Annotated in this window: 14 protein-coding genes; 3 read left to right on the top strand and 11 right to left on the bottom strand. The window is 67.7% G+C overall.

The features are described 5' to 3' along the window. The first annotated feature begins 2 nt into the window (after window positions 1–2). Window positions 3–1,778, top strand: a complete 1,776-nt coding sequence (locus TS85_RS07115; RefSeq protein ID WP_044331312.1) for a cation:proton antiporter domain-containing protein — start codon at window positions 3–5, stop codon at window positions 1,776–1,778. A gap of 5 nt (window positions 1,779–1,783) precedes the next feature. Here the strand turns inward: TS85_RS07115 and TS85_RS07110 are convergent, their stop codons facing one another. From TS85_RS07110 to TS85_RS07100, 3 genes are all read right to left on the bottom strand, one after another. After that, window positions 1,784–2,230 (bottom strand): c-type cytochrome, encoded by a 447-nt coding sequence (locus TS85_RS07110; RefSeq protein ID WP_077228506.1) that lies wholly within the window; start codon window positions 2,228–2,230, stop codon window positions 1,784–1,786. An 89-nt stretch (window positions 2,231–2,319) separates the two neighbouring features. Further along, entirely contained in the window at window positions 2,320–4,983 is a 2,664-nt protein-coding gene (gene alaS / locus TS85_RS07105) for an alanine--tRNA ligase (protein ID WP_044331311.1), read from the bottom strand. Between the two features lie 318 nt (window positions 4,984–5,301). After that, a complete protein-coding gene (locus tag TS85_RS07100) occupies window positions 5,302–6,558 on the bottom strand; it encodes a M24 family metallopeptidase (protein WP_044331310.1) in 1,257 nt (418 codons plus the stop codon). Between the two features lie 177 nt (window positions 6,559–6,735). Here TS85_RS07100 and TS85_RS07095 point away from each other — a divergent pair, with 177 nt between their 5' ends. After that, a complete protein-coding gene (locus tag TS85_RS07095) occupies window positions 6,736–8,061 on the top strand; it encodes a dicarboxylate/amino acid:cation symporter (RefSeq protein WP_044336014.1) in 1,326 nt (441 codons plus the stop codon). Between the two features lie 45 nt (window positions 8,062–8,106). Here TS85_RS07095 and TS85_RS07090 read toward each other — a convergent pair whose 3' ends face one another. Both TS85_RS07090 and recA read right to left on the bottom strand, forming a co-directional pair. Then, the gene (locus tag TS85_RS07090; RefSeq protein ID WP_044331309.1) at window positions 8,107–8,733 is read right to left on the bottom strand and encodes a glutathione S-transferase family protein; all 627 of its coding nucleotides are present in this window, start codon (window positions 8,731–8,733) and stop codon (window positions 8,107–8,109) included. 203 nt (window positions 8,734–8,936) lie between these two features. Continuing rightward, on the bottom strand, window positions 8,937–10,010 hold the full coding sequence (gene recA / locus TS85_RS07085; RefSeq protein ID WP_044331308.1) for a recombinase RecA: 1,074 nt from the start codon (window positions 10,008–10,010) through the stop codon (window positions 8,937–8,939). A 160-nt stretch (window positions 10,011–10,170) separates the two neighbouring features. Here recA and TS85_RS07080 point away from each other — a divergent pair, with 160 nt between their 5' ends. Beyond that, window positions 10,171–10,887: an MOSC domain-containing protein gene (locus TS85_RS07080; protein ID WP_044331307.1), complete on the top strand. Its 717-nt coding sequence runs from the start codon at window positions 10,171–10,173 to the stop codon at window positions 10,885–10,887. Between the two features lie 365 nt (window positions 10,888–11,252). Here the strand turns inward: TS85_RS07080 and TS85_RS07075 are convergent, their stop codons facing one another. The 6 genes from TS85_RS07075 to dapA all read right to left on the bottom strand — a co-directional run bounded on the left by TS85_RS07075 (window position 11,253) and on the right by dapA (window position 18,996). Then, complete coding sequence (locus TS85_RS07075) at window positions 11,253–11,609, bottom strand: response regulator (RefSeq protein ID WP_044331305.1); 357 nt, start codon at window positions 11,607–11,609, stop codon at window positions 11,253–11,255. A gap of 37 nt (window positions 11,610–11,646) precedes the next feature. After that, window positions 11,647–14,037 (bottom strand): response regulator, encoded by a 2,391-nt coding sequence (locus TS85_RS07070; protein WP_044331303.1) that lies wholly within the window; start codon window positions 14,035–14,037, stop codon window positions 11,647–11,649. Between the two features lie 249 nt (window positions 14,038–14,286). Beyond that, window positions 14,287–16,359 carry a M13 family metallopeptidase gene (locus TS85_RS07065; protein WP_044331302.1) on the bottom strand — a complete coding sequence of 691 codons (2,073 nt, stop codon included), beginning with the start codon at window positions 16,357–16,359 and terminating at the stop codon, window positions 14,287–14,289. Between the two features lie 42 nt (window positions 16,360–16,401). Further along, the gene (locus TS85_RS07060) at window positions 16,402–16,932 is read right to left on the bottom strand and encodes a DUF2062 domain-containing protein (RefSeq protein ID WP_044331301.1); all 531 of its coding nucleotides are present in this window, start codon (window positions 16,930–16,932) and stop codon (window positions 16,402–16,404) included. 28 nt (window positions 16,933–16,960) lie between these two features. Beyond that, on the bottom strand, window positions 16,961–17,443 hold the full coding sequence (gene smpB, locus TS85_RS07055; protein ID WP_044331299.1) for an SsrA-binding protein SmpB: 483 nt from the start codon (window positions 17,441–17,443) through the stop codon (window positions 16,961–16,963). A 671-nt stretch (window positions 17,444–18,114) separates the two neighbouring features. Further along, a complete protein-coding gene (gene dapA / locus TS85_RS07050) occupies window positions 18,115–18,996 on the bottom strand; it encodes a 4-hydroxy-tetrahydrodipicolinate synthase (RefSeq protein ID WP_044331297.1) in 882 nt (293 codons plus the stop codon). Window positions 18,997–19,036 lie beyond the last annotated feature (40 nt).

Raw genomic sequence — 19,036 nt, 5'->3', positions numbered from 1 at the left:
CGATGCTTACCTTATCCAATAGCGGCTTCAGCGACGCGCTGGTCATTCTCGGCGCGGCGGGCCTTGTCATTCCCGCGTTCGCACGGTTTCGGATCAGCCCGATCATCGGGTTCATCCTGGTCGGTGTGCTGGTCGGCCCGTTCGGCCTGGGCACGCTCGTCGGGCAGCAGCCCTGGCTCTACTATATCACGATTTCCGACGCGCATTCGATCGAGCCGTTCGCCGAGTTCGGCATCATCCTGCTGCTGTTCTCGATCGGGCTGGAGCTGTCGTTCAAGCGATTATGGTCGATGCGCACCGCGGTGTTCGGCGTGGGCGCCGCCGAGCTTGTCGGGGCGGGGCTGGTGCTGGCGGCCGTGCTGTACGCCACCGGGCTGAGCACCGGCGGCGCGATCGGGCTCGGCCTGGCGCTTTCGCTCTCCTCCACTGCGCTGGTGCTCCCGATCGCCGGGACGACGAGCGCGGTGGGGCGCGCGGCGTTTGCGATGCTGTTGTTCGAGGATCTGGCGCTGGTCCCGATCATCTTCACCCTCGGTGCGCTGGCGCCCAATGCCAGCGCCGATGGCTGGATCTCGCTGGGGCGGACGCTGGGCTATGGCGCGGTCACAGTCGCGATCCTGTTCATCGGCGGGCGCTTCCTGCTGCCCCGAATGTTCGGGCAGGCGGCGCGGACCAAGAGCCCCGAATTGTTCCTGGCGGCCAGCCTGCTCGTCGTGATCGCGGCCAGCCTGGCGACGAGCGCAGCGGGACTGTCGCCGATCGTCGGCGCGCTGATCGCCGGGCTGCTGATCGCGGAGACCGAATATCACGGTGAGGTCGAAGCGATCACGGCGCCGTTCAAGGGGCTGGCGCTGGGCGTGTTCCTGATCACCGTCGGGATGCGGCTCGACCTGGGCTTCGTCGCGAGCAACTGGGCGGCGCTGCTGGGCGCGACGATGCTGGTGATGGTGGTCAAGTCCGCGGTCACCACCGGGCTGCTCAAGCTGTCGGGTGCGCGGACCGGGGTGGCGGCGGAAACCGGGGTGCTGATGGCGAGCCCGTCCGAGACGACGCTGATCGTGCTGGGCGTGGCGGGTGCGGCGGGGCTGATCCTGCCGGCGACCGCCGCCTTCTGGACGACGGTGACCGCGATCGGGCTGACCGCGACGCCGCTGCTCGCCAAGGCGGGGCAGGTCATCTCCGGCGCGATCGATCGGCAGGCGAAGCACGAGGACCATAGCGTCGCGATCGACGAAGCCGGGCCGGGTGCCGTGGTGATCGGCTTTGGCCGCGTCGGGCGCACCGTCGCCGACATGCTGCGCCGCCACGGCCTGCCCTATCTGGGCGTCGATGCCGATATCGACAATGTGAACGCCGCCCGGCGCGAGGGCTACAAGGTGCTGTTCGGCGACGTGACGCGCACCGAGCTGGTCGACCAGCTCAAGCTGGGCCATGCCAAGGCGCTGGTGCTGACGATGGACGATCCGGTGCTGACGGTGCGGCTGGCGAAGCGGGTGCGCGGCTGGGTGCCCGACCTGCCGATCATCGCCCGGGCCCGCGACGCCAACCATGCCGCCGAACTGTACCGTGCCGGGGTGAGCGATGCCGTTCCCGAGACGCTCGAAAGCTCGCTCCAGCTTTCCGAGGCGGTGCTGGTCGACATGGGAATCGCCGTCGGCCCGGTGATCGCATCGATCCACGGCATGCGCGACGAGATGCGCAAATCGATCAAGGAAGCCGGCGGGCTGGACCGCGAGCCGCGCATCCGGCGGCTGCGCAGTGGCGACGTGCCGGCCTGACACGGCTACCCCAGCGTCTTGAGATAGGCGATCAGCTCAGCGCGCTTTGCCGCGTCGGGTACGCCTGCGAAGACCATTTTGGTGCCGGGGACGAACGCCTGTGGCTTTTGCAGCCATTTGTCGAGCGTCGCATCGTCCCAGACCAGCCCCGCCGCCTTGAGCGCGGGCGAATAGGCGAAGCCGGGTTTCTGCGCCGCCGGATGGCCCGCGGTGCCCCAGAGATTCGGGCCGATTCCGGCTTTCCCGTCCTTGGTCGCGGTGTGGCAGACCGCGCATTGGGCGAAGAGCGCGGGCGCGGCGGACGCGGTCTTCGCCGCTGGAGGAGGCGCGACCGGGGTCGCTGCCGCCACCGGCGAGGCGGTGGCCGAGGGCTGCTCCGCCGCCGGTTGTGACCCGCAGGCGGAGAGCGAGACGGCCGCAGCAGAGACGAGGACGAGCAGAACCGGCTTCATGGCGAATACCCCAAACCGCCCCACCTGCGGGGCACGACACGCCGATAGCCTCCGTACGCGCGCCGCCCCTTGCGCAGGATCAACGCCGGTCAGGCCGCTTCGGTCTCCGCGGCGAGCGCCCCGCGTACCGCAGCCAGCGCCTCGGCGCCCTTGTCGCCTTCGGGCCCGCCGCCCTGCGCCATGTCGGGACGACCGCCGCCGCCCTGCCCGCCCAGCGCCGCAACCGCGCGCTTGACCAGCTCGACGGCGCTCTGGGCCGGGATCAGGTCGGCGGTGACACCGACCGCGACCGAGGCGCGGCCTTCATTGACCGCGACCAACGCGACCACGCCCGAACCAATCCGCGCCTTGGCCTCGTCCACGGCGCCGCGCAGCGCCTTGGGATCGAGACCGTCGATCACCTGACCGACGAAGTTCACCCCGCCGACCAGTTCCGGCCCCGCCGGCGCCGCAGCGCCACCGCCGCCGCCCATTGCGAGCGCCTTCTTGGCATCGGCAAGCTCGCGCTCGAGCCTGCGGCGATCCTCGACCAGTGCCGCGACGCGCGCCGGCACTTCGTCGGGGGCGCTGCGCAGCACCGATGCCGCCTCGCGCAGCCGCTCGTCGCGGGCGACCAGCCATTGCCGCGCCGCCTCGCCGGTCAGCGCCTCGATCCGGCGGACCCCGCTCGATACCGCGCTTTCGGAGACAATCTTGAACAGCGCGATGTCTCCCGTCGCATTGACATGGGTGCCGCCGCACAGCTCGACCGAATAGGAGACGTCGGTTCCGCGCCCCATCGAGAGCACGCGGACCTCGTCGCCATATTTCTCGCCGAACAGCGCCATCGCACCCGCCGCGATCGCGTCGTCGGGGGTCATCAGCCGCGTGCCGACGCTTTCGTTATGGCGAATCTGCGCGTTCACATCGGCCTCGATCACCGCGATGTCCGCGGGGCTCAGCGCCGAGGGGTGCGAGAAATCGAAGCGCAGCCGGTCGGCGGCGACCAGGCTGCCCTTTTGCGAGACATGCCCGCCGAGCCGGTGGCGCAGCGCGGCGTGGAGGAGGTGCGTCGCGCTGTGATTGGCGCGGATCTGGTCGCGGCGCTCGACATCGACGCTCAGCTTGACGGTGTCGCCGACCGCGAGTTCGCCACCCTCGATCCGGGTCTGGTGCGCGTGGAGGCGGCCCAGCGGCTTCGACGTGTCGTCGACCTGCGCGATCAGCCCCTTTTCGTTGGTGATCGTGCCCGCATCGCCCATCTGGCCACCGCTCTCGCCATAGAATGGCGTCTGGTTGGTCAGCACCACGACGCTCTCGCCCGGCCCGGCGCGATCGACGCGGGCACCGTCCTTGACTATGGCGACGACCTGGCCCTCGCCCTCGGTGCCCGAATAGCCGGTGAATTCGGTGCTGCCGAGCGCGTCGGCGATATCGAACCACAATTCGTCCGACGCCTTTTCGCCCGACCCCTTCCACGCAGCGCGGGCGGCGCGCTTCTGCTCGGCCATCGCAGTGTCGAAGCCGGCGCGGTCGACCGCGATCGACTGGGCGCGCAGTGCGTCCTCGGTCAGATCATAAGGGAAACCGAACGTGTCATAGAGCTTGAACGCGGTCGCACCGGGCAGCGTATCGCCCGCCGCCAGCCCCTGCGTCGCCTCGTCGAGCAGGCGCAGGCCGTTGGCGAGCGTCTGGCGGAAGCGGGTCTCCTCCTGGAGCAACGTCGCCTCGATCAGCGGCTGGGCGCGGAGCAGTTCCGGGAAGGCGGCGCCCATTTCGGCGACCAGCGACGGCACCAGCCGGTGCATCAGCGGGTCCTTCGCGCCGAGCAGATGCGCGTGGCGCATCGCGCGGCGCATGATCCGGCGCAGCACATAGCCGCGGCCTTCATTGGCGGGTAGCACCCCGTCGGCGACGAGGAAGCCCGAAGCGCGGAGGTGATCGGCGATCACGCGGTGGCTCGCCTGATTATCGCCGGTGGTCGAGGAGCCCGACAGCGCGCCCGATTGCTCGATCAGCGCCTTGAACGTGTCGGTATCGTAATTGTCGGTGACGCCCTGCATCACCGCCGCGATCCGCTCCAGCCCCATGCCGGTGTCGATGCTGGGGCGCGGCAGGTCGCCGACGATCTGGTCCGCCGCCTGGACGAACTGCATGAAGACGAGGTTCCAGATCTCGACGAAGCGGTCGCCATCCTCCTCGGGCGATCCCGGCGGGCCGCCCCAGATATGGTCGCCATGATCGTAGAAGATTTCCGAGCACGGGCCGCACGGGCCATCGGCGCCCATCGCCCAGAAATTATCCTTGGTCGGGATGCGGATGATCCGGCTTTCGGGCACGCCCGCGATCTTCTTCCACAGATCGAATGCCTGGTCGTCGGTGTGATAGACGGTGATCGTCAGCCGATCGGGCGACAGCCCCCATTCGCGCGTCAGCAGCGTCCAGGCATGATGGATCGCCTGTTCCTTGAAATAATCGCCGAACGAGAAATTGCCCAGCATTTCAAAGAAGGTGTGGTGCCGCGCGGTATAGCCGACATTGTCGAGGTCGTTATGCTTGCCGCCTGCGCGGACGCATTTCTGCGAGCTCGTCGCGGTCGAATAGGGGCGCGATTCGAGGCCGGTGAACACGTTCTTGAACGGGACCATGCCCGCATTGACGAACATGAGCGTCGGATCATTGTGCGGCACGAGCGGTGCGGACGGGACGCGGGCATGACCCTGGCCCTCGAAATAGTCGAGGAACGAGCGGCGAATATCGTTGGTGGACGTCATGGGAGCGACTTAAGCGCGGCGGGCGTGTCACTCAAGCGAAACGGTTGCACCCCGCTTAATTGATGAAGTTTAGGCGAAACGGGGGTCCCCCGCCCGACGCGCCCGCGACGCGGCGGATTGGCGCCGGGGAAGCGACCGGAAGGCGACAGTTGCGCGCCATACGGGCGCCGCCGACGCGCCGGTGACGCGACACCTGTGCGACACCGACGCGACGCGCGCGCGGCGGGGGCAGGCGATTCGGGCGGGGTGTCGGCAGCCATGGCGCGAGTGAAGCAGGCGAAATCCTACATTTGAAGCGATTTCTCCGACAGCGCCCCCCTACCCCATCGGCGCGTCGATCGAGCGCGGGGGCGTGCTGAACCATTTCGGCCCCGCTTCGGTCATGTGGAAACAATCCTCCAGCCGGATGCCGAAGCTGCCGGGCAGATAGAGGCCGGGTTCGTTGGAGAAGCACATGCCCGGCGCGAGCGGCGTTTTCTCGCCGCGCACCAGATTGACCGGCTCGTGCCCGTCCATGCCGATGCCATGGCCGGTGCGGTGCGACAGGCCGGGGAGCCGATAGTCGGGGCCATAGCCCAGCGACGTGTAATAGCCGCGCACCGCGTCATCGACCGCCCCCGCTGGCGTGCCGAGTCGCGCCGCCGCGAGCGCGATCTGCTGGCCGCGCGCGACCTGGTCCCAGACCTTGCGCTGCTCCGCGCGGGGCGTGCCGAACACGAAGCTGCGCGAGACGTCGGATTGATAGCCCTGGACGCTGCACCCGCAATCCATCAGCACGACTTCGCCGGGCACGACCTTTTGCGGCTTGCCCGATCCGTGCGGATAGGCGGCGGCTTCGCCGAGCAGGATCAGGTTCCAGTCGTTGGTGCCGCCCAGCTTGCGGGTGGCGGCGGACATCAGCGCGGCGATCTGCGCCGGGGTCATGCCCGCTTCGACGCGGGGATAGGTCCAGCGATAGGCGGCGATCGTGACGTCGGTGGCGCGTTGCATCAGCGCGATTTCGGGCGCGGTCTTGATCATCCGGCAGCCGCGCACGACGGGATTGGCCGAGACGATTCGGGCGCGGGGCAGCGCGCGGGCGAGGCCGTCGACGGCGAAATGGCGGACGGTTTCCTCGATGCCGATCGGGCGCGCGGCGAGCTTGCGATCGCGCAGGAAGCCCGCAACGACCGCAAGCGGGTCCTGATCCTCCTGCCACACGCGGACCTCGGCGGGGATGCCGAGGCTTTCGCGGACCGAAGGCTCCTCGAAGAACGGCGTGACGATGCACGGTTCGCCCTCGACCGGCAGGATCACGGCGGTCAGCCGCTCGCTGCGGCCCCAGCGGACTCCGGTGAAATAGACCAGCGACGACCCCGGCTCGATCAGCACCGCGCCGATCCCGTGCGCGCGCATCAGCGCCTGCGCGCGAGCGATGCGGGTACGGCGTTCGTCGGCGCCGATCGGCTGCGCGTCGGTGGTCAGGTCCTGAAGATCGGCGAGGTCGGGTTCGGCGGCGCGGAGCAGCGAGGAAACGCCGAGCAAGGGGAATGCGGCAGCCCCGGCGAGCAGATGCCGACGATCGAGTTTCAGCATCACAAAATCTCCCGCGCGTGTCCTGTATCCCCCGCGATAGGGCGGCTTTCGGCCGCGCCGCAATCCCCCATCGCGCACCGCCGAGCGCGCGCCAATCCCACGCAAGGCTTGACCGCGCCGCGACAATCCCCTTCGTTGCCCGCGCCGAAGACATGGCGTGCGAGTCAGGGGAAGTTCGTGGGAAAGCGTTTGACGTGGTTCATTCTGGCGGGGCTGCTGCTCGGCGGGTTCATCGGCTGGGGGCTCAACCACGCCTATGACGATGGCGGCGCGGGGACGGCGCGGTTGGCCGAGATTGCGCGCTATCTCGACATTCCGACGCAGATGTTCCTCCACCTGATCAAGATGATCATCGCGCCGCTGGTGGTGTCGACGCTGGTCGTCGGGATCGCGCATATGGGCGGCACCGGGGCGATCGGGCGCGTGGGGCTGAAGGCGTTCTTCTGGTTCGTGTGCGCCAGCCTGATCTCGCTGACGCTGGGGCTGATCCTCGTCAATCTGCTGCAGCCGGGCGTCGGGCTGGGCCTGCCGTTGCCCGATGTCGCGGCGTCGAGCGGCGTCGACCGATCGGGGTTCGACGCGGCGAAATTCTTCGTCCACCTGATCCCGACCAGCGCGATCGACGCGATGGCGACCAACGACATCCTCCAGCTCGTGATCTTCTCGCTGTTCTTCGGCGTGGGGATGGCGGCGGTCGGCGAAAAGGCCAAGCCGCTGTTGCAGGGACTGGAAGCCCTGGTCAGCGTGATGCTGACGGTGACCGGCTATGTCATGCTGTTTGCGCCGGTCGCGGTGTTCTGCGCGGTCGCGCGGACGCTGGCGACCAAGGGCGTGGGCGTGGTCGGCGACCTGCTGTTCTTCATGGGCAGCTTCTATCTCGGGCTGTTCGTGCTGTGGGCGGTGCTGCTGGGGGCGTGCTTCCTCGTGGTGGGGCCGCGGACGGGGCAGCTGATCCGCTATCTGCGCGATCCGATCCTGCTCGGCTTCTCGACCGCGTCGTCCGAAGCCGCCTATCCGCGCACGCTCGAGGCGCTCGACAAGTTCGGGGTGCCGCCGCGAATCGCGAGCTTCGTGCTGCCGCTGGGCTATTCGTTCAACCTCGACGGGTCGATGATGTACATGACCTTCGCGTCGATCTTCATCGCGCAGGCGTACGGCATCGTGCTCGACTGGGGGACGATGATCACGATGCTGCTGATGCTGATGATCACCAGCAAGGGGATTGCCGGGGTGCCGCGCGCCAGCCTGGTGGTGATCACCGGGACGCTGGCGCATTTCAACATTCCCGAGGCGGGGATCCTGCTGATCCTGTCGGTCGACCATTTCCTCGACATGGGGCGGACCGCGACCAATGTGATCGGCAATGCCGTCGCGGCGACCGTGGTCGCGCGCTGGGAGGGGCAGCTCGACACGCCCGAGGCGCCCGAGGAGACGGTGGTGCTGCCGCACGGCCCGACCACCGACGCCGACAGCTTCCAGGACTATGCCCAGCCGAAGACCTGAGCGGGTGCGGCGCCGGGGTCGCGTGGCGCGGCCCCGGCGTGCGGGTCAGGCATAGGCATAGGGACCGCCCGCGGCGAGCGCGGCCTGATAGGCCGGGCGCGCGTGGATTTTCTCGAGCCATGCCGCGATGTGCGGGCGGCCCTGCGTCGCGCCCGCGCGCGACACGGCGGCTTCGAGCGGGAAGCTCATCATCACGTCGGCGGCGGTGAAGTCGGCGCCCGCGAACCAGGGGCGCTGCGCCAGCTCGGCCTCGATATAGTCGAGATGGACGTCGATCATCGGCTGGAACTTCTTCTGCGCCACCTTGCCGAACAGCGGCACGCGCATCAGCACCAGCTTGACGAGCAGCGGCGGCATCAGCGAGCCCTCGGCATAATGGAGGAAGAAGCGATAGCGCAGCGCATCGTCGCGATGCGCGGGGGCGCCGAGCCGGCCGTCGGCGCGCTCGACCAGATATTCCACGATCGCCGCCGTCTCCGCGACGACCTGGCCATCGTCCTCGATCACCGGCGACTTGCCGAGCGGGTGGACGCGTTTCAGCTCGGGCGGGGCGAGCATCGTCTTCTTGTCGCGTTCGTAGCGCTTGACCGAATAGGCCAGCCCCAGTTCCTCGAGCAGCCACAGGATGCGTTGCGAGCGGGAATTTTCGAGATGGTGGACGATCAGCGTCATGACGGCTCCTGACTTGCCGGGAGAGCGACGGTTCGGAACTTCTCGAACCTTGCCCATAGCGGCCCTCTGCGCGCTCTATGCCCCTGGCCCGGGCGCGACAAAAGCGAAAATCCCGGCGCAGGGCAATGCGCCGGGATTTCCCGTGGGTCGTGCCCGTGACCACTGCCGATGCGCGCATGCCCATCGGAGCGGCCGATAGTTTCTTATAGATCGTCCTCGGGGTCCGGCCCCGCCATCAGCCCCTCGGCAACCTGATCGGTGCGGCTGCGGATCGCGGCTTCGAGCCGGCTGCACAGCTCCGGATTCTCGCGCAGGAAGGTCTTGGCGTTCTCGCGGCCCTGGCCGATGCGGACGCTGTCATAGCTGAACCACGCGCCCGATTTCTCGACCAGCCCGGCCTTGACGCCGATGTCGAGGATCTCGCCGATCTTGGAGATGCCCTCGCCATACATGATGTCAAAATCGACTTGCTTGAACGGCGGCGCGACCTTGTTCTTGACGACCTTTACCCGCGTGCTGTTGCCGACAATGTCCTCGCGGTCCTTGATCTGGCCCGTGCGGCGGATGTCGAGGCGGACCGAGGCGTAGAATTTGAGCGCGTTGCCGCCGGGCGTCGTCTCCGGATTGCCGTACATCACGCCGATCTTCATGCGCAGCTGGTTGATGAAGATCACCATGCAGCGCGAGCGGCTGATCGAGCCGGTGAGCTTGCGCAAGGATTGCGACATCAGCCGCGCCTGGAGGCCGACATGGGTGTCGCCCATCTCGCCCTCGATCTCCGCACGCGGCACCAAAGCCGCGACCGAATCGATCACGAGCACGTCGATCGCGTTCGAGCGGACCAGCGTATCGACGATCTCGAGCGCCTGCTCACCGGTATCGGGCTGCGACACGATCAGTTCGTCGATGTTGACGCCCAGCTTCTTGGCATAGACCGGGTCGAGCGCATGTTCGGCATCGACGAACGCCGCGGTGCCGCCGCCGCGCTGTGCCTCGGCGATCACGTGCAGCGCCAGCGTGGTCTTGCCCGAGCTTTCGGGGCCATAGACTTCGATCACGCGCCCGCGCGGCAGCCCGCCGACGCCGAGCGCGATGTCGAGCCCGAGCGAGCCCGTCGAGATCGATTCGACCTGCATCGCCGGCTTCGACCCGAGCTTCATCGCGCTGCCCTTGCCAAAGGCGCGGTCGATCTGGGCGAGCGCGGCGTCGAGCGCCTTTTGCTTGTCGGTGCTGGGAGGAGCCATTTTGTTGTCGATCACCTTGAGGGAAGCGGCCATTTATAGTCCCCGTCGCTAGAAGCTTTGCAGTGCGCGTTCAATCTAAGACGGCTTCGTATCGCGTTTGTTCTCGTGGAACAAGAGTGGAACGCAAATATTTTCACGAAATGTTCCCGGCGGCGCGACTTGCAGGCCCCGGCAGGACGTGTAGCGACGCGGCATGACCCGTATCGTCGGCCATGTCGCAGCGCTCCACCGCTTCCCCGTCAAGTCGATGGCCGGCGAGCCGCTGGCGGTCGCCGAACTCGACTGGCAGGGGATCGAGGGCGACCGCCAATATGCGTTCGTCCGCGCCGCCAACGGGACGCGCTTCCCCTGGCTGACCGCGCGCGAAGTGCCCGCGATGGTGCTCCACGCCGCGCGATTCAGCGACCCCGCGCTGCCGAAGCGCGCGACGGTGCTCGTCGAGACGCCGGACGGCGCGGTGCTGCCGCTCCACGACCCGCTGCTGCGCGCGCATCTGGAAACCGCGGCGGGCGAGCCGGTGGCGCTGATCCAGGTCGCGCGCGGGGTGTATGATGCGATGCCGGTGTCGATCCAGACGACCGCGGGCCATGCCCGCGTCGAGGCGGCGCATGGCGAGGCGCTCGATCCGCGGCGGTTTCGGACCAACGTGTTGATCGAAAGCGATTTGTCGCCGGGCGAGTGGCAGGGGCTGCGGCTGGCGTTCGGTCCGCCCGAGGACGGCGCGCTGGTGCAATGCGCCGACCCGATCGCGCGCTGCGTGCTGACGACGATTTGCCCCGATACGGGCGCCAAGGACCCGCGCGTGCTGCGCACGATCGCGCAGGGTTTTGGGAACGCTTATGGGCTGTACGCGACGCCGGCGCGGCCGGGGCTGATCCGGCTGGGGGATGTGGTGCGGGTGGTGGATTGAGGGGGGTGCGGTAGCGAAACAGAAGAGTGTGGTTCGCGCAGAGGCGCGGAGGCGCAGAGAAGAAGGGGTTTCCACGCGAAGGCGCGAAGGCGCTAAGATTTTAGACGCTTTTGGCTTCGCTTTCGTTTGGCAGCTAGCGTTGGATGGCATCAGCTTGATCCATCCCTGACCGTTCGCCCTGAGCTTGTCGAAGGGCAGTGAGACTCACTGTGCTTCGACAAGCTCAGCACGAACGGGTTTATGTATCGCCATCATGCTCTAAGCCGCCCTTATAGCGCTTCGCGGCTTCGCGCCTTCGCGTGCAAAAAACCTTCTCTGCGCCTCTGCGCGAACCTCTACCTTCTTCCTGCCAGAGAGCCCCCGACTCAGCCCGCCAGGCCGTCGAGCGCCTTTTCCACGCCGTTCATCGTGAAGGGCTTCGACAATATCGGGCGGTCGCGATATTCGGGGGCGATCATGTCGCCTGCCCCGCCCGTCGCAAGGACGAAGGGGATGCCCAGTTCGGCGAGCCGCGCCGCGATCGGCCAGCTTTGCTCGCCGCCGCGCAGATTGACGTCGAGGATCGCGGCGTCGATCCCGCCCTCCGCGATCCGCTCCAGCGCGCCCGCGACGGTATCGGCGCTGCCGGCCTGTTCGCGGTCGAGCGCGTCGAGGAAATCCTCGAGCATCATCGCGATGAGGGGCTCGTCTTCGACGATCAGTATTTTCGACGGTGCAGGCATGCGCGGTGCTGTTGCAGGAAATCGCCCCCGCGCCAAGTTATTTCGGAGCGAGAACGTCGCGCGCTGCTTCGGCAAGCTGTTGAACCGAAAAGGGTTTGGGCAGGAAGCCGACATTGTCGAGCGCGATCGAGCGGCGCAATTGCTCCTCGGCATAGCCCGACATGAACAGGATCGGCAGGTCGGGATAGCGCTTGCGCACCTGCCGCGCCATGCTGGGGCCGTCCAGCAGCGGCATCACCACGTCGGAAATCAGCAGGTCGGGGCGCTCGATCCGGTCGAGCAGCTCGAGCGCCGCCTCGCCATTCTCCGCCGTGAGGACGGTATAGCCCTGGCGCGTCAGCGCGCGCTCGGCGATCGCGCGGACCATGTCCTCGTCCTCGACGATCAGGATCGTGCCGCTGCCCCACAGGTCGGCGGGCTTTTCCTTGACGACCGGCACCTTGGCGACCTGCGCCTCGGCGGCGGCGTGGACCGGCAGATAGATGATGAACTCGGCGCCGCCGCCCGCGCCATTGCCCGCGAAGATGAACCCGCCCGATTGCTTGACGATGCCATAGACCGTCGAGAGCCCCAGCCCGGTGCCCTTGCCGACTTCCTTGGTGGTGAAGAAGGGCTCGAAAATCTTGGGCAGGATGTCGGCGGGGATGCCCGCGCCGGTATCGGCGATGCGCAGCGCGGTATAGTCGCCATGGGGCAGCACCTCCTCGTCCATCCGCCGGATTTCGGAACCCGACACCGCCATCGTCTCGATCGTCAGCGTGCCGCCGCCATTGGGATTGGCGGCGAGCATCGCGTCGCGGGCGTTGACCGCGAGATTGACCACGACCTGTTCGAGCTGGCCCGGATCGGCGCGGACCGGACCGAGATTGCGGCCATGCTTGATCTCAAGCCGGACGGTCTCGCCCAGCAGCCGCTTGAGCAGGTTCGACACTTCGGAAATGACGTCGGGGAGCTGGAGGACCTGCGGGCGCAGCGTCTGTTGCCGCGAAAAGGCGAGGAGCTGGCGCGTCAGCGAGGCGGCGCGGTTCGAATTGGCGCGGATCTGCTGGATGTCGTCATAATCGCTGTCGCCGGGCGAATGGCGCATCAGCATCAGGTCGCAATGCCCGATGATCGCGGTCAGGATGTTGTTGAAATCATGCGCGACGCCGCCCGCGAGCTGGCCCACCGCCTGCATCTTGGTCGCCTGTGCGACCTGGCGCTTGAGCTTGCCCTCCTCGCCCGAATCCTTGAGGCTGATCAGCACCGCGGCATCGCCCAGCCCGCGCGCGCCGGCGATCGTGATCGCGACGGGATCGTCGGGGGCGTCGGTGAACCGCACCGTCATCTCCGCCGATTGCGCCGCGCCGCCAGCAAAGCGCCGGATCGCATCGGCCACCGCCGCCTTGTCCTCGCGCACCACCAGATCGCCCGGATAGAGCGGCGGCGCGGCGGCATTGACGCGCGCGGCGCGGGTGAAGGCGTCGTTCATGCTGACGAACCGCCCGTCGCGATCGACCAGCGCGAGCCCCGAGGGCAGCAGCGCGATCAGCGAGCGGAGATGCGCCGCGGCACTGGCGCCGACCGCGGGGGTGACGGTGCTCGGCTGCTCCTCGTCGAGCAGCGCGACGAGCAACGGCGCCTCCTCGCCCTCCAGGAACGGAATCTGGAGGACGCGCAGCGGGGTGCCGCCCAACCCTTCGCGCTCGAACCGGACGAAGCCGCGCGTGTCGGTGATCAGGAAGCGCGCGAAATCGCGGCCCTCGGCAGGCGAATCGCCATTGCCCATCGCGCGCAGGCAGAAGACGCGGTTCGCCGCGCGGACGCGGCCATCGGGGCCGAGCAGCACCGCCATGATCCCGGCGGCGCCGAGCCGATCGCCGGTGGGGCCGAAGATCAGCGACTGGACGCGCGCGGCGAGATCGAGCGGCTGTGCGCCGACGAAGCGCCACACGAGCGATTCCTCGCCGATCCGCGTGACCTGCGCGCGGACGAGCACGCCGAATACCTGGAGCGCGTCGCACGCCCCCGCCCCATCGCGCCACGCCGCGCGCGCGGCGGCGCCGAGTGCCGCGACCGCGGCATCGCCGACGGGAAGCGTCGGCGGGGTCGGCCAGCCCGAGAACAAGGCTTCGTAGCGGGCATTGGCGCAGACCAGCCGCCCGGCGCGGTCGGTGACCGCGAGCGCATCGTCGGACGCCGCGGCAAGCGCGTGCGCGACCGACCAGTCGGTGCGCGGCTCGGCGCCGGTATCGGAGCGGAACAGCCGCCGCGCGCCGAACAGCCCGCCCGCCGCGATCAGCCCCGCGCCGGCAAAGCCGATCGCGACCGCGCGATCCCCCAGCGTCAGCAGCACCACCGCCGCCGCCGCGAACCCGGCGAGCACGGCAGCGAGCAACGGGAGCAGCGCATGCGGGGGCTGCGCAGGGGAAGAGGGCAAGCTCGCCATCGCGTACCGATGTTCGGTCGCTCCCGCCGGGTCAAGCGGTCTCTGGCGCCTGCGGGGCGGCGCGGGGTGATCGCGTTTGAATTCGCGTCGCCCTCACCCTTCAGGCGCTGCGCGCCTCCCTCCCTCTCCCAACGGGAGAGGGAGAAGTCCATCTCCCGTTGGGAGAGGGAGGGAGCGCCGAAGGCGCGGAAGGGTGAGGGTGACGACGGCCCCTTCCCCGCCGCCGGGCGTGGAGGGGGCCAAACCCACTTACCAGATGCGCACGCGCTGCTCGGGCGTCAGGAACAGCTTCGCGCCCGGCTGGGGGGCGAAGGCGCCGTACCAGGGATCGAGGTTGCGCACGACCCAGGCGCGCTGCTGTGACGGCGAATGCGGGTCGGTGAGCAGCCGCTGGCGCAAATTCGCCTCGCGATAATTGCGGCGCCACACCTGCGCCCAGCCGAGATAGAAGCGCTGATCGCCGGTGGTGCCGTCGATCTCCGGCGCGGGCTTGCCGTCGAGCGCCTTTTTATACGCGTCATAGGCCAGGGTGAGCCCGGCAAGGTCGGCGACATTCTCGCCGAGCGTCAGTTCGCCCTTCACATGCATCCCCGGCAGCGGCGCATATTGGTCATATTGGGCGACCAGCGCGTCGGTACGCGCCTTGAACGCTGCGGTGTCGGCGGGAGACCACCATTCGGTCAGCCGGCCCTCGCCATTATATTTGGCGCCCTGATCGTCGAAATGATGGCTCAGCTCGTGGCCGATGACGGCGCCGATCCCGCCATAGTTCACGGCATCGTCGGCATGCGGATCGAAGAAGGGCGGCTGGAGGATCGCGGCGGGGAACACGATCTCGACCATGCCGAAATTGGCATAGGCGTTGACCGTCATCGGGGTCATCCCCCATTCCCAGCGCTGGAGCGGCTTGCCGAGATGGCCGATATTCTCCTCATGCGCCCAGTTGTTCGCGCGCAGATTATTGCCGAAGGCGTCGCCCGCGACGATACGCAGCGCCGAATAATCCTTCCAGCGATCGGGATAGCCGATCTTTGGTGTGAAGGCGGCGAGCTTGGCGTGCGCCTTCACCTTGGTCTCGGGCGTCATCCAGTCGAGCTGGTCGATGCGGACGTCCATCGCGGCGATGACGTTCTTGACCAGCTTGTCCGCCGCCGCCTTGGTCTCGGGCGGGAAATATTTGGCGACGTAGATCTGGCTGACATCGTCGGCCAGCACGCCGGTGGTGAAGTCGACCGCGCGCTTCCACCGCGCCTCCTGCTCGGGGGTGCCCGACAGGACGGTGCCGAAGAAGGCGAAATTCTCCTTGTCGAACGCAGCGGGGAGCACGTCGGAGAAGGTGTCGAGGCTGCGGACGAGGAGCTGGTCGGTGAGCACGCCCACCGGGGCTGCGGCGACGATGCGGGCGATGCCGGTGATCGCGCTGGGCTGGCCGATGATCACGGTATCGACGGGCGCGCCGATGCCGGCGAAATAGGCGGCGAAGTCGAAGCCGGGCGCCTGCTTGGCCAGCTGCGCGACGGTCATCTTGTTATAGGTCTTGTTCGAATCGCGGTTCTGGACGTTGGTCCAGTGGACCGCGGCGATTTTCGTCTCCAGCGCGAGGATCGCCGCCGCACGGCGCGCGGCATCGGGCTCGCCCGCGAGCGTCAGCACGTTGGTCAAATGGGTGAGATAGGCCGCCTTGGCCTCGGCGAGCTTGGGGTCCTTCGACAAATAATAATCGCGGTCGGGCATGCCGAGCCCGCCCTGGCTGGCGAACAGCGCATAGATTTCGGGATCCTTGTCATCCTGTCCCACGCCCGCGCGGAACGGGGTGCCGACGCCGTTGCGGTTCGCCTGGGCATAGAGCGCGGCGAGCCCGGACTTGGCCTTCACGCCCTTGATCTGGTCCAGCCAGGGCTGGATCGGGGCGAGCCCCTTGGCATCGATCGTCGCGGTGTCGAGATAGGTCGCATAGGCGACGCCGATCTTCGAATTCGGGTCGGCCTGCGCTTCCTTGAGGATCGCCTGGGTGCGCTCCTGCGACAGGTCGGACAGCAGGTTGAACGCGCCGTAATTGGATTTGTCGGCGGGGATCGGGGTGTTCTTTGCCCAGCTGCCATTGGCGTAGGTGTAGAAGTCGTCGCCGGGGGCGACGCTCTTGTCCATGCCGGCGGCGTCGAAGCCATAGCTGCCGAAGGTCGGCTTGGGCGCGGCGGGGGTCGGGCTGTCCTCGGGCAGCGGGGTGACTTCGACCGGCGCCGGCGGCGCTTCGGCATGGGTGCAGCCGGCGAGCAGCGCGGGAGCGGCAAGGAGAGTGGTGGCGAGTAGCGCGATACGCATGGAACGGCCCTTCGAGCGAAGTGAAGGCGCCGTCTTAGTCCGCTAGCACGCCGCGTCAATCGGGGGCCGGGCCGCGCGCTCCGCCGAACGCCGCCGCCATTTGCGCGCGATCCACAGCCGCCACGCCAGCGCCGAGCCGAAATAGCCGATCAGCGTCAGTATCGCCGTGAGCGTGACCAGCCCGACGAGCAGCGCCGGGCCCACCTGATGCAGCAGCCAGTCGGCCCAGCCGGGGGTGACCGACGCCGTCGCCTGCGCCGCGCGCGGGCCGATCAAATGGCTGCCCAGCCAATAGGCCAGCCCCCAGAGCGGCGGCGTAGTCAGCGGATTGGTGAAGAAGGTCGTGGCCGCCGCGGCGGGGATGTTCGCGCGGAGCGGCAGCGCGAGTACCGCGGAGGCGGGAATCTGGCCCATCGGCACCAGGATGCCGGTGACCATGCCCAGCGCGACGCCGCGCGGCACCGAGCGCCGGGTGAAGCGCCACAGCGACGAATGCATCACGCGATGCGCAAACGGCTTCAGCCAGCGATTGCCCGCGATCGACTCGCGGCTGGGCGTCGCCTTGGCGACCATGCGGCCAAGGCGCCCCTTTGCAGGCCGATCATCCGCGATCGCGCAAGAGCCTTCCCTGTTCACGCTTCCAGTCCCGCTCCTTGATCGAATCGCGCTTGTCATGCGTCTTTTTGCCCTTTGCGAGCGCCAGCTCGACTTTCGCCCGCCCCTTTCCGTTGAAATAGACGGAAAGCGGAACGAGCGTCATGCCTTCGCGTGCAACGGCGCCGTGGAGCTTGTTTATTTCACGCTCATGAAGGAGCAATTTACGAGCGCGCTTGGGCTCGTGATTATAGCGGTTGCCGTGGCTGAATTCGGGGATGTTGGCATTGATCAGCCAGACGCCGGTATCGTTGACCTCGGCATAGCTCTCCGCGATCGACCCCTCGCCGAAGCGCAGCGACTTGACCTCGGTGCCGGTGAGCGCGAGCCCGGCTTCGAACACCTGGTCGATAAAATAATCATACCGCGCGCGCCGGTTCTCGGCGACGATCTTTACTTTGTCGAAGGTGGCGGGACGTGGGCGGGCCATGGGAGGTGGGCATGTAGGGGCGATATGCCGCGAACGCCAGTGGCTTGTGGTGCGGCGGCGACGTGGTGGTGCGGAGGCGTGGCGGGGCGACGGGCGGCAGCACGGTCGAGGTTAAGAAGCGGGGTTCTCACACAAAGCCACAAAGCCACGAAGTCGTGGTTTCGACCGCATTCCTGGTGGCTTCGTGGCTTTGTGTGAGCCGCCCTTTTTCGACCGGGTACCCGGGGCAGACGTTCTTTTTCGCGCAAAGACGCAAAGGCGCAAAGCAGAAGAAGAAGCGCTGCGCGGGCTGAGCTTCGCTTTGGGGCTGTTGCGCCTTTGCGCGCACGCGAACAGTGGAAGAAGGAGTGTTCTCACACAAAGCCACAAAGGCACGAAGTGGTGGTGCGACTGCATTCTTGGTGGCTTCGTGGCTTTGTGTGAGCCACTTTTCTTTTCAACCGCCCGCCGGCGCAGGAGGCGTGCTTCGCAGGCGAAGCTGCGCTTTGGAACCTTCTCTTTGCGCCTTTGCGTCTTTGCGCGAAACAAAACTTATTGCGTCGCGGCGCTGAAGAAGTGGGGTTCTCACACGAAGCCACAAAGGCACGAAGTCGTCGTAGCGACCTTATGCTTTGTGGCTTCGTGGCTTTGTGTGAAAATCATCGACCTCGCCCCCGACGATCCGCTACGCCCTAAACCAGCCCGGCATGCGCCAGCGCCGCATCCACCGCCGCGCGGCTGGCGTCGCTCGCTTCGGTCATTGGCAGGCGCAGTTCGGTCGGGAAGCCCGGCACCACGCGCGACATCGCGTATTTCACCGGGCCCGGCGAGGCGTCGGTGAACATGGCGAGGTGGAGCGGATAGAGCCGGTCGTGCAGCGCCAGCGCCCCTGCCCTGTCGCCCGCCGCCCAGGCCGCCTGGAACTCGGCGCACAGGCCCGGCGCGACGTTGGCGGTGACCGAGATGCAGCCCGTCCCGCCCATCGCGTTGAACGCCAGCGCGGTTTCGTCATTGCCCGAAAGCTGGACGAAGCCGGCGCCGCAGCCGCTGCGCTGTTCGGAGACGCGGCCAAGCTGGCCGGTCGCGTCCTTCACGCCGAGGAACGTATCGGGGAACGCCGCGACGATCCGCGCCATCGTCGCGGGCTGGATATCGGTGACGGTACGGCCGGGGACGTTGTAGAGGATGATCGGCAGCTCGGTCGCCTCGGCCACCGCGGCGAAATGGCGGAAAATGCCCTCCTGGCTCGGGCGGTTATAATAAGGCGGGACCATCAGCGCGGCATCGGCGCCCGATTCCTGCGCGGCGCGGACATTGCCGATCGCCACGCGGGTGTCGTTCGATCCGGCCCCGGCGAGGATCGGCACGCGGCCCCGCGCCTGATCGACGCAGACCCGGACCACTTCGAAATGCTCGTCCTTGCTCAGCGTCGCGGCTTCGCCGGTGGTGCCGCAGGGCACGAGCGCCGCCGAACCCTGATCGATCTGCCAATCGACCAGCGCGCGGAAATCCTCTTCGGCGAAGGCGCCATCGCGGAACGGCGTGACCAGCGCCGGGATAGAGCCCGAGAACATATCGAAAATCTTCCTCAATCAGGCGATTCAGGGGGTGGCA

Source organism: Sphingomonas hengshuiensis (assembly GCF_000935025.1).
Classification (GTDB): Bacteria; Pseudomonadota; Alphaproteobacteria; order Sphingomonadales; family Sphingomonadaceae; genus Sphingomonas; species Sphingomonas hengshuiensis.
The sequence above is the reverse complement of the archived record's forward strand: the minus strand, read 5'-3'. Positions and strand labels throughout refer to the sequence as shown.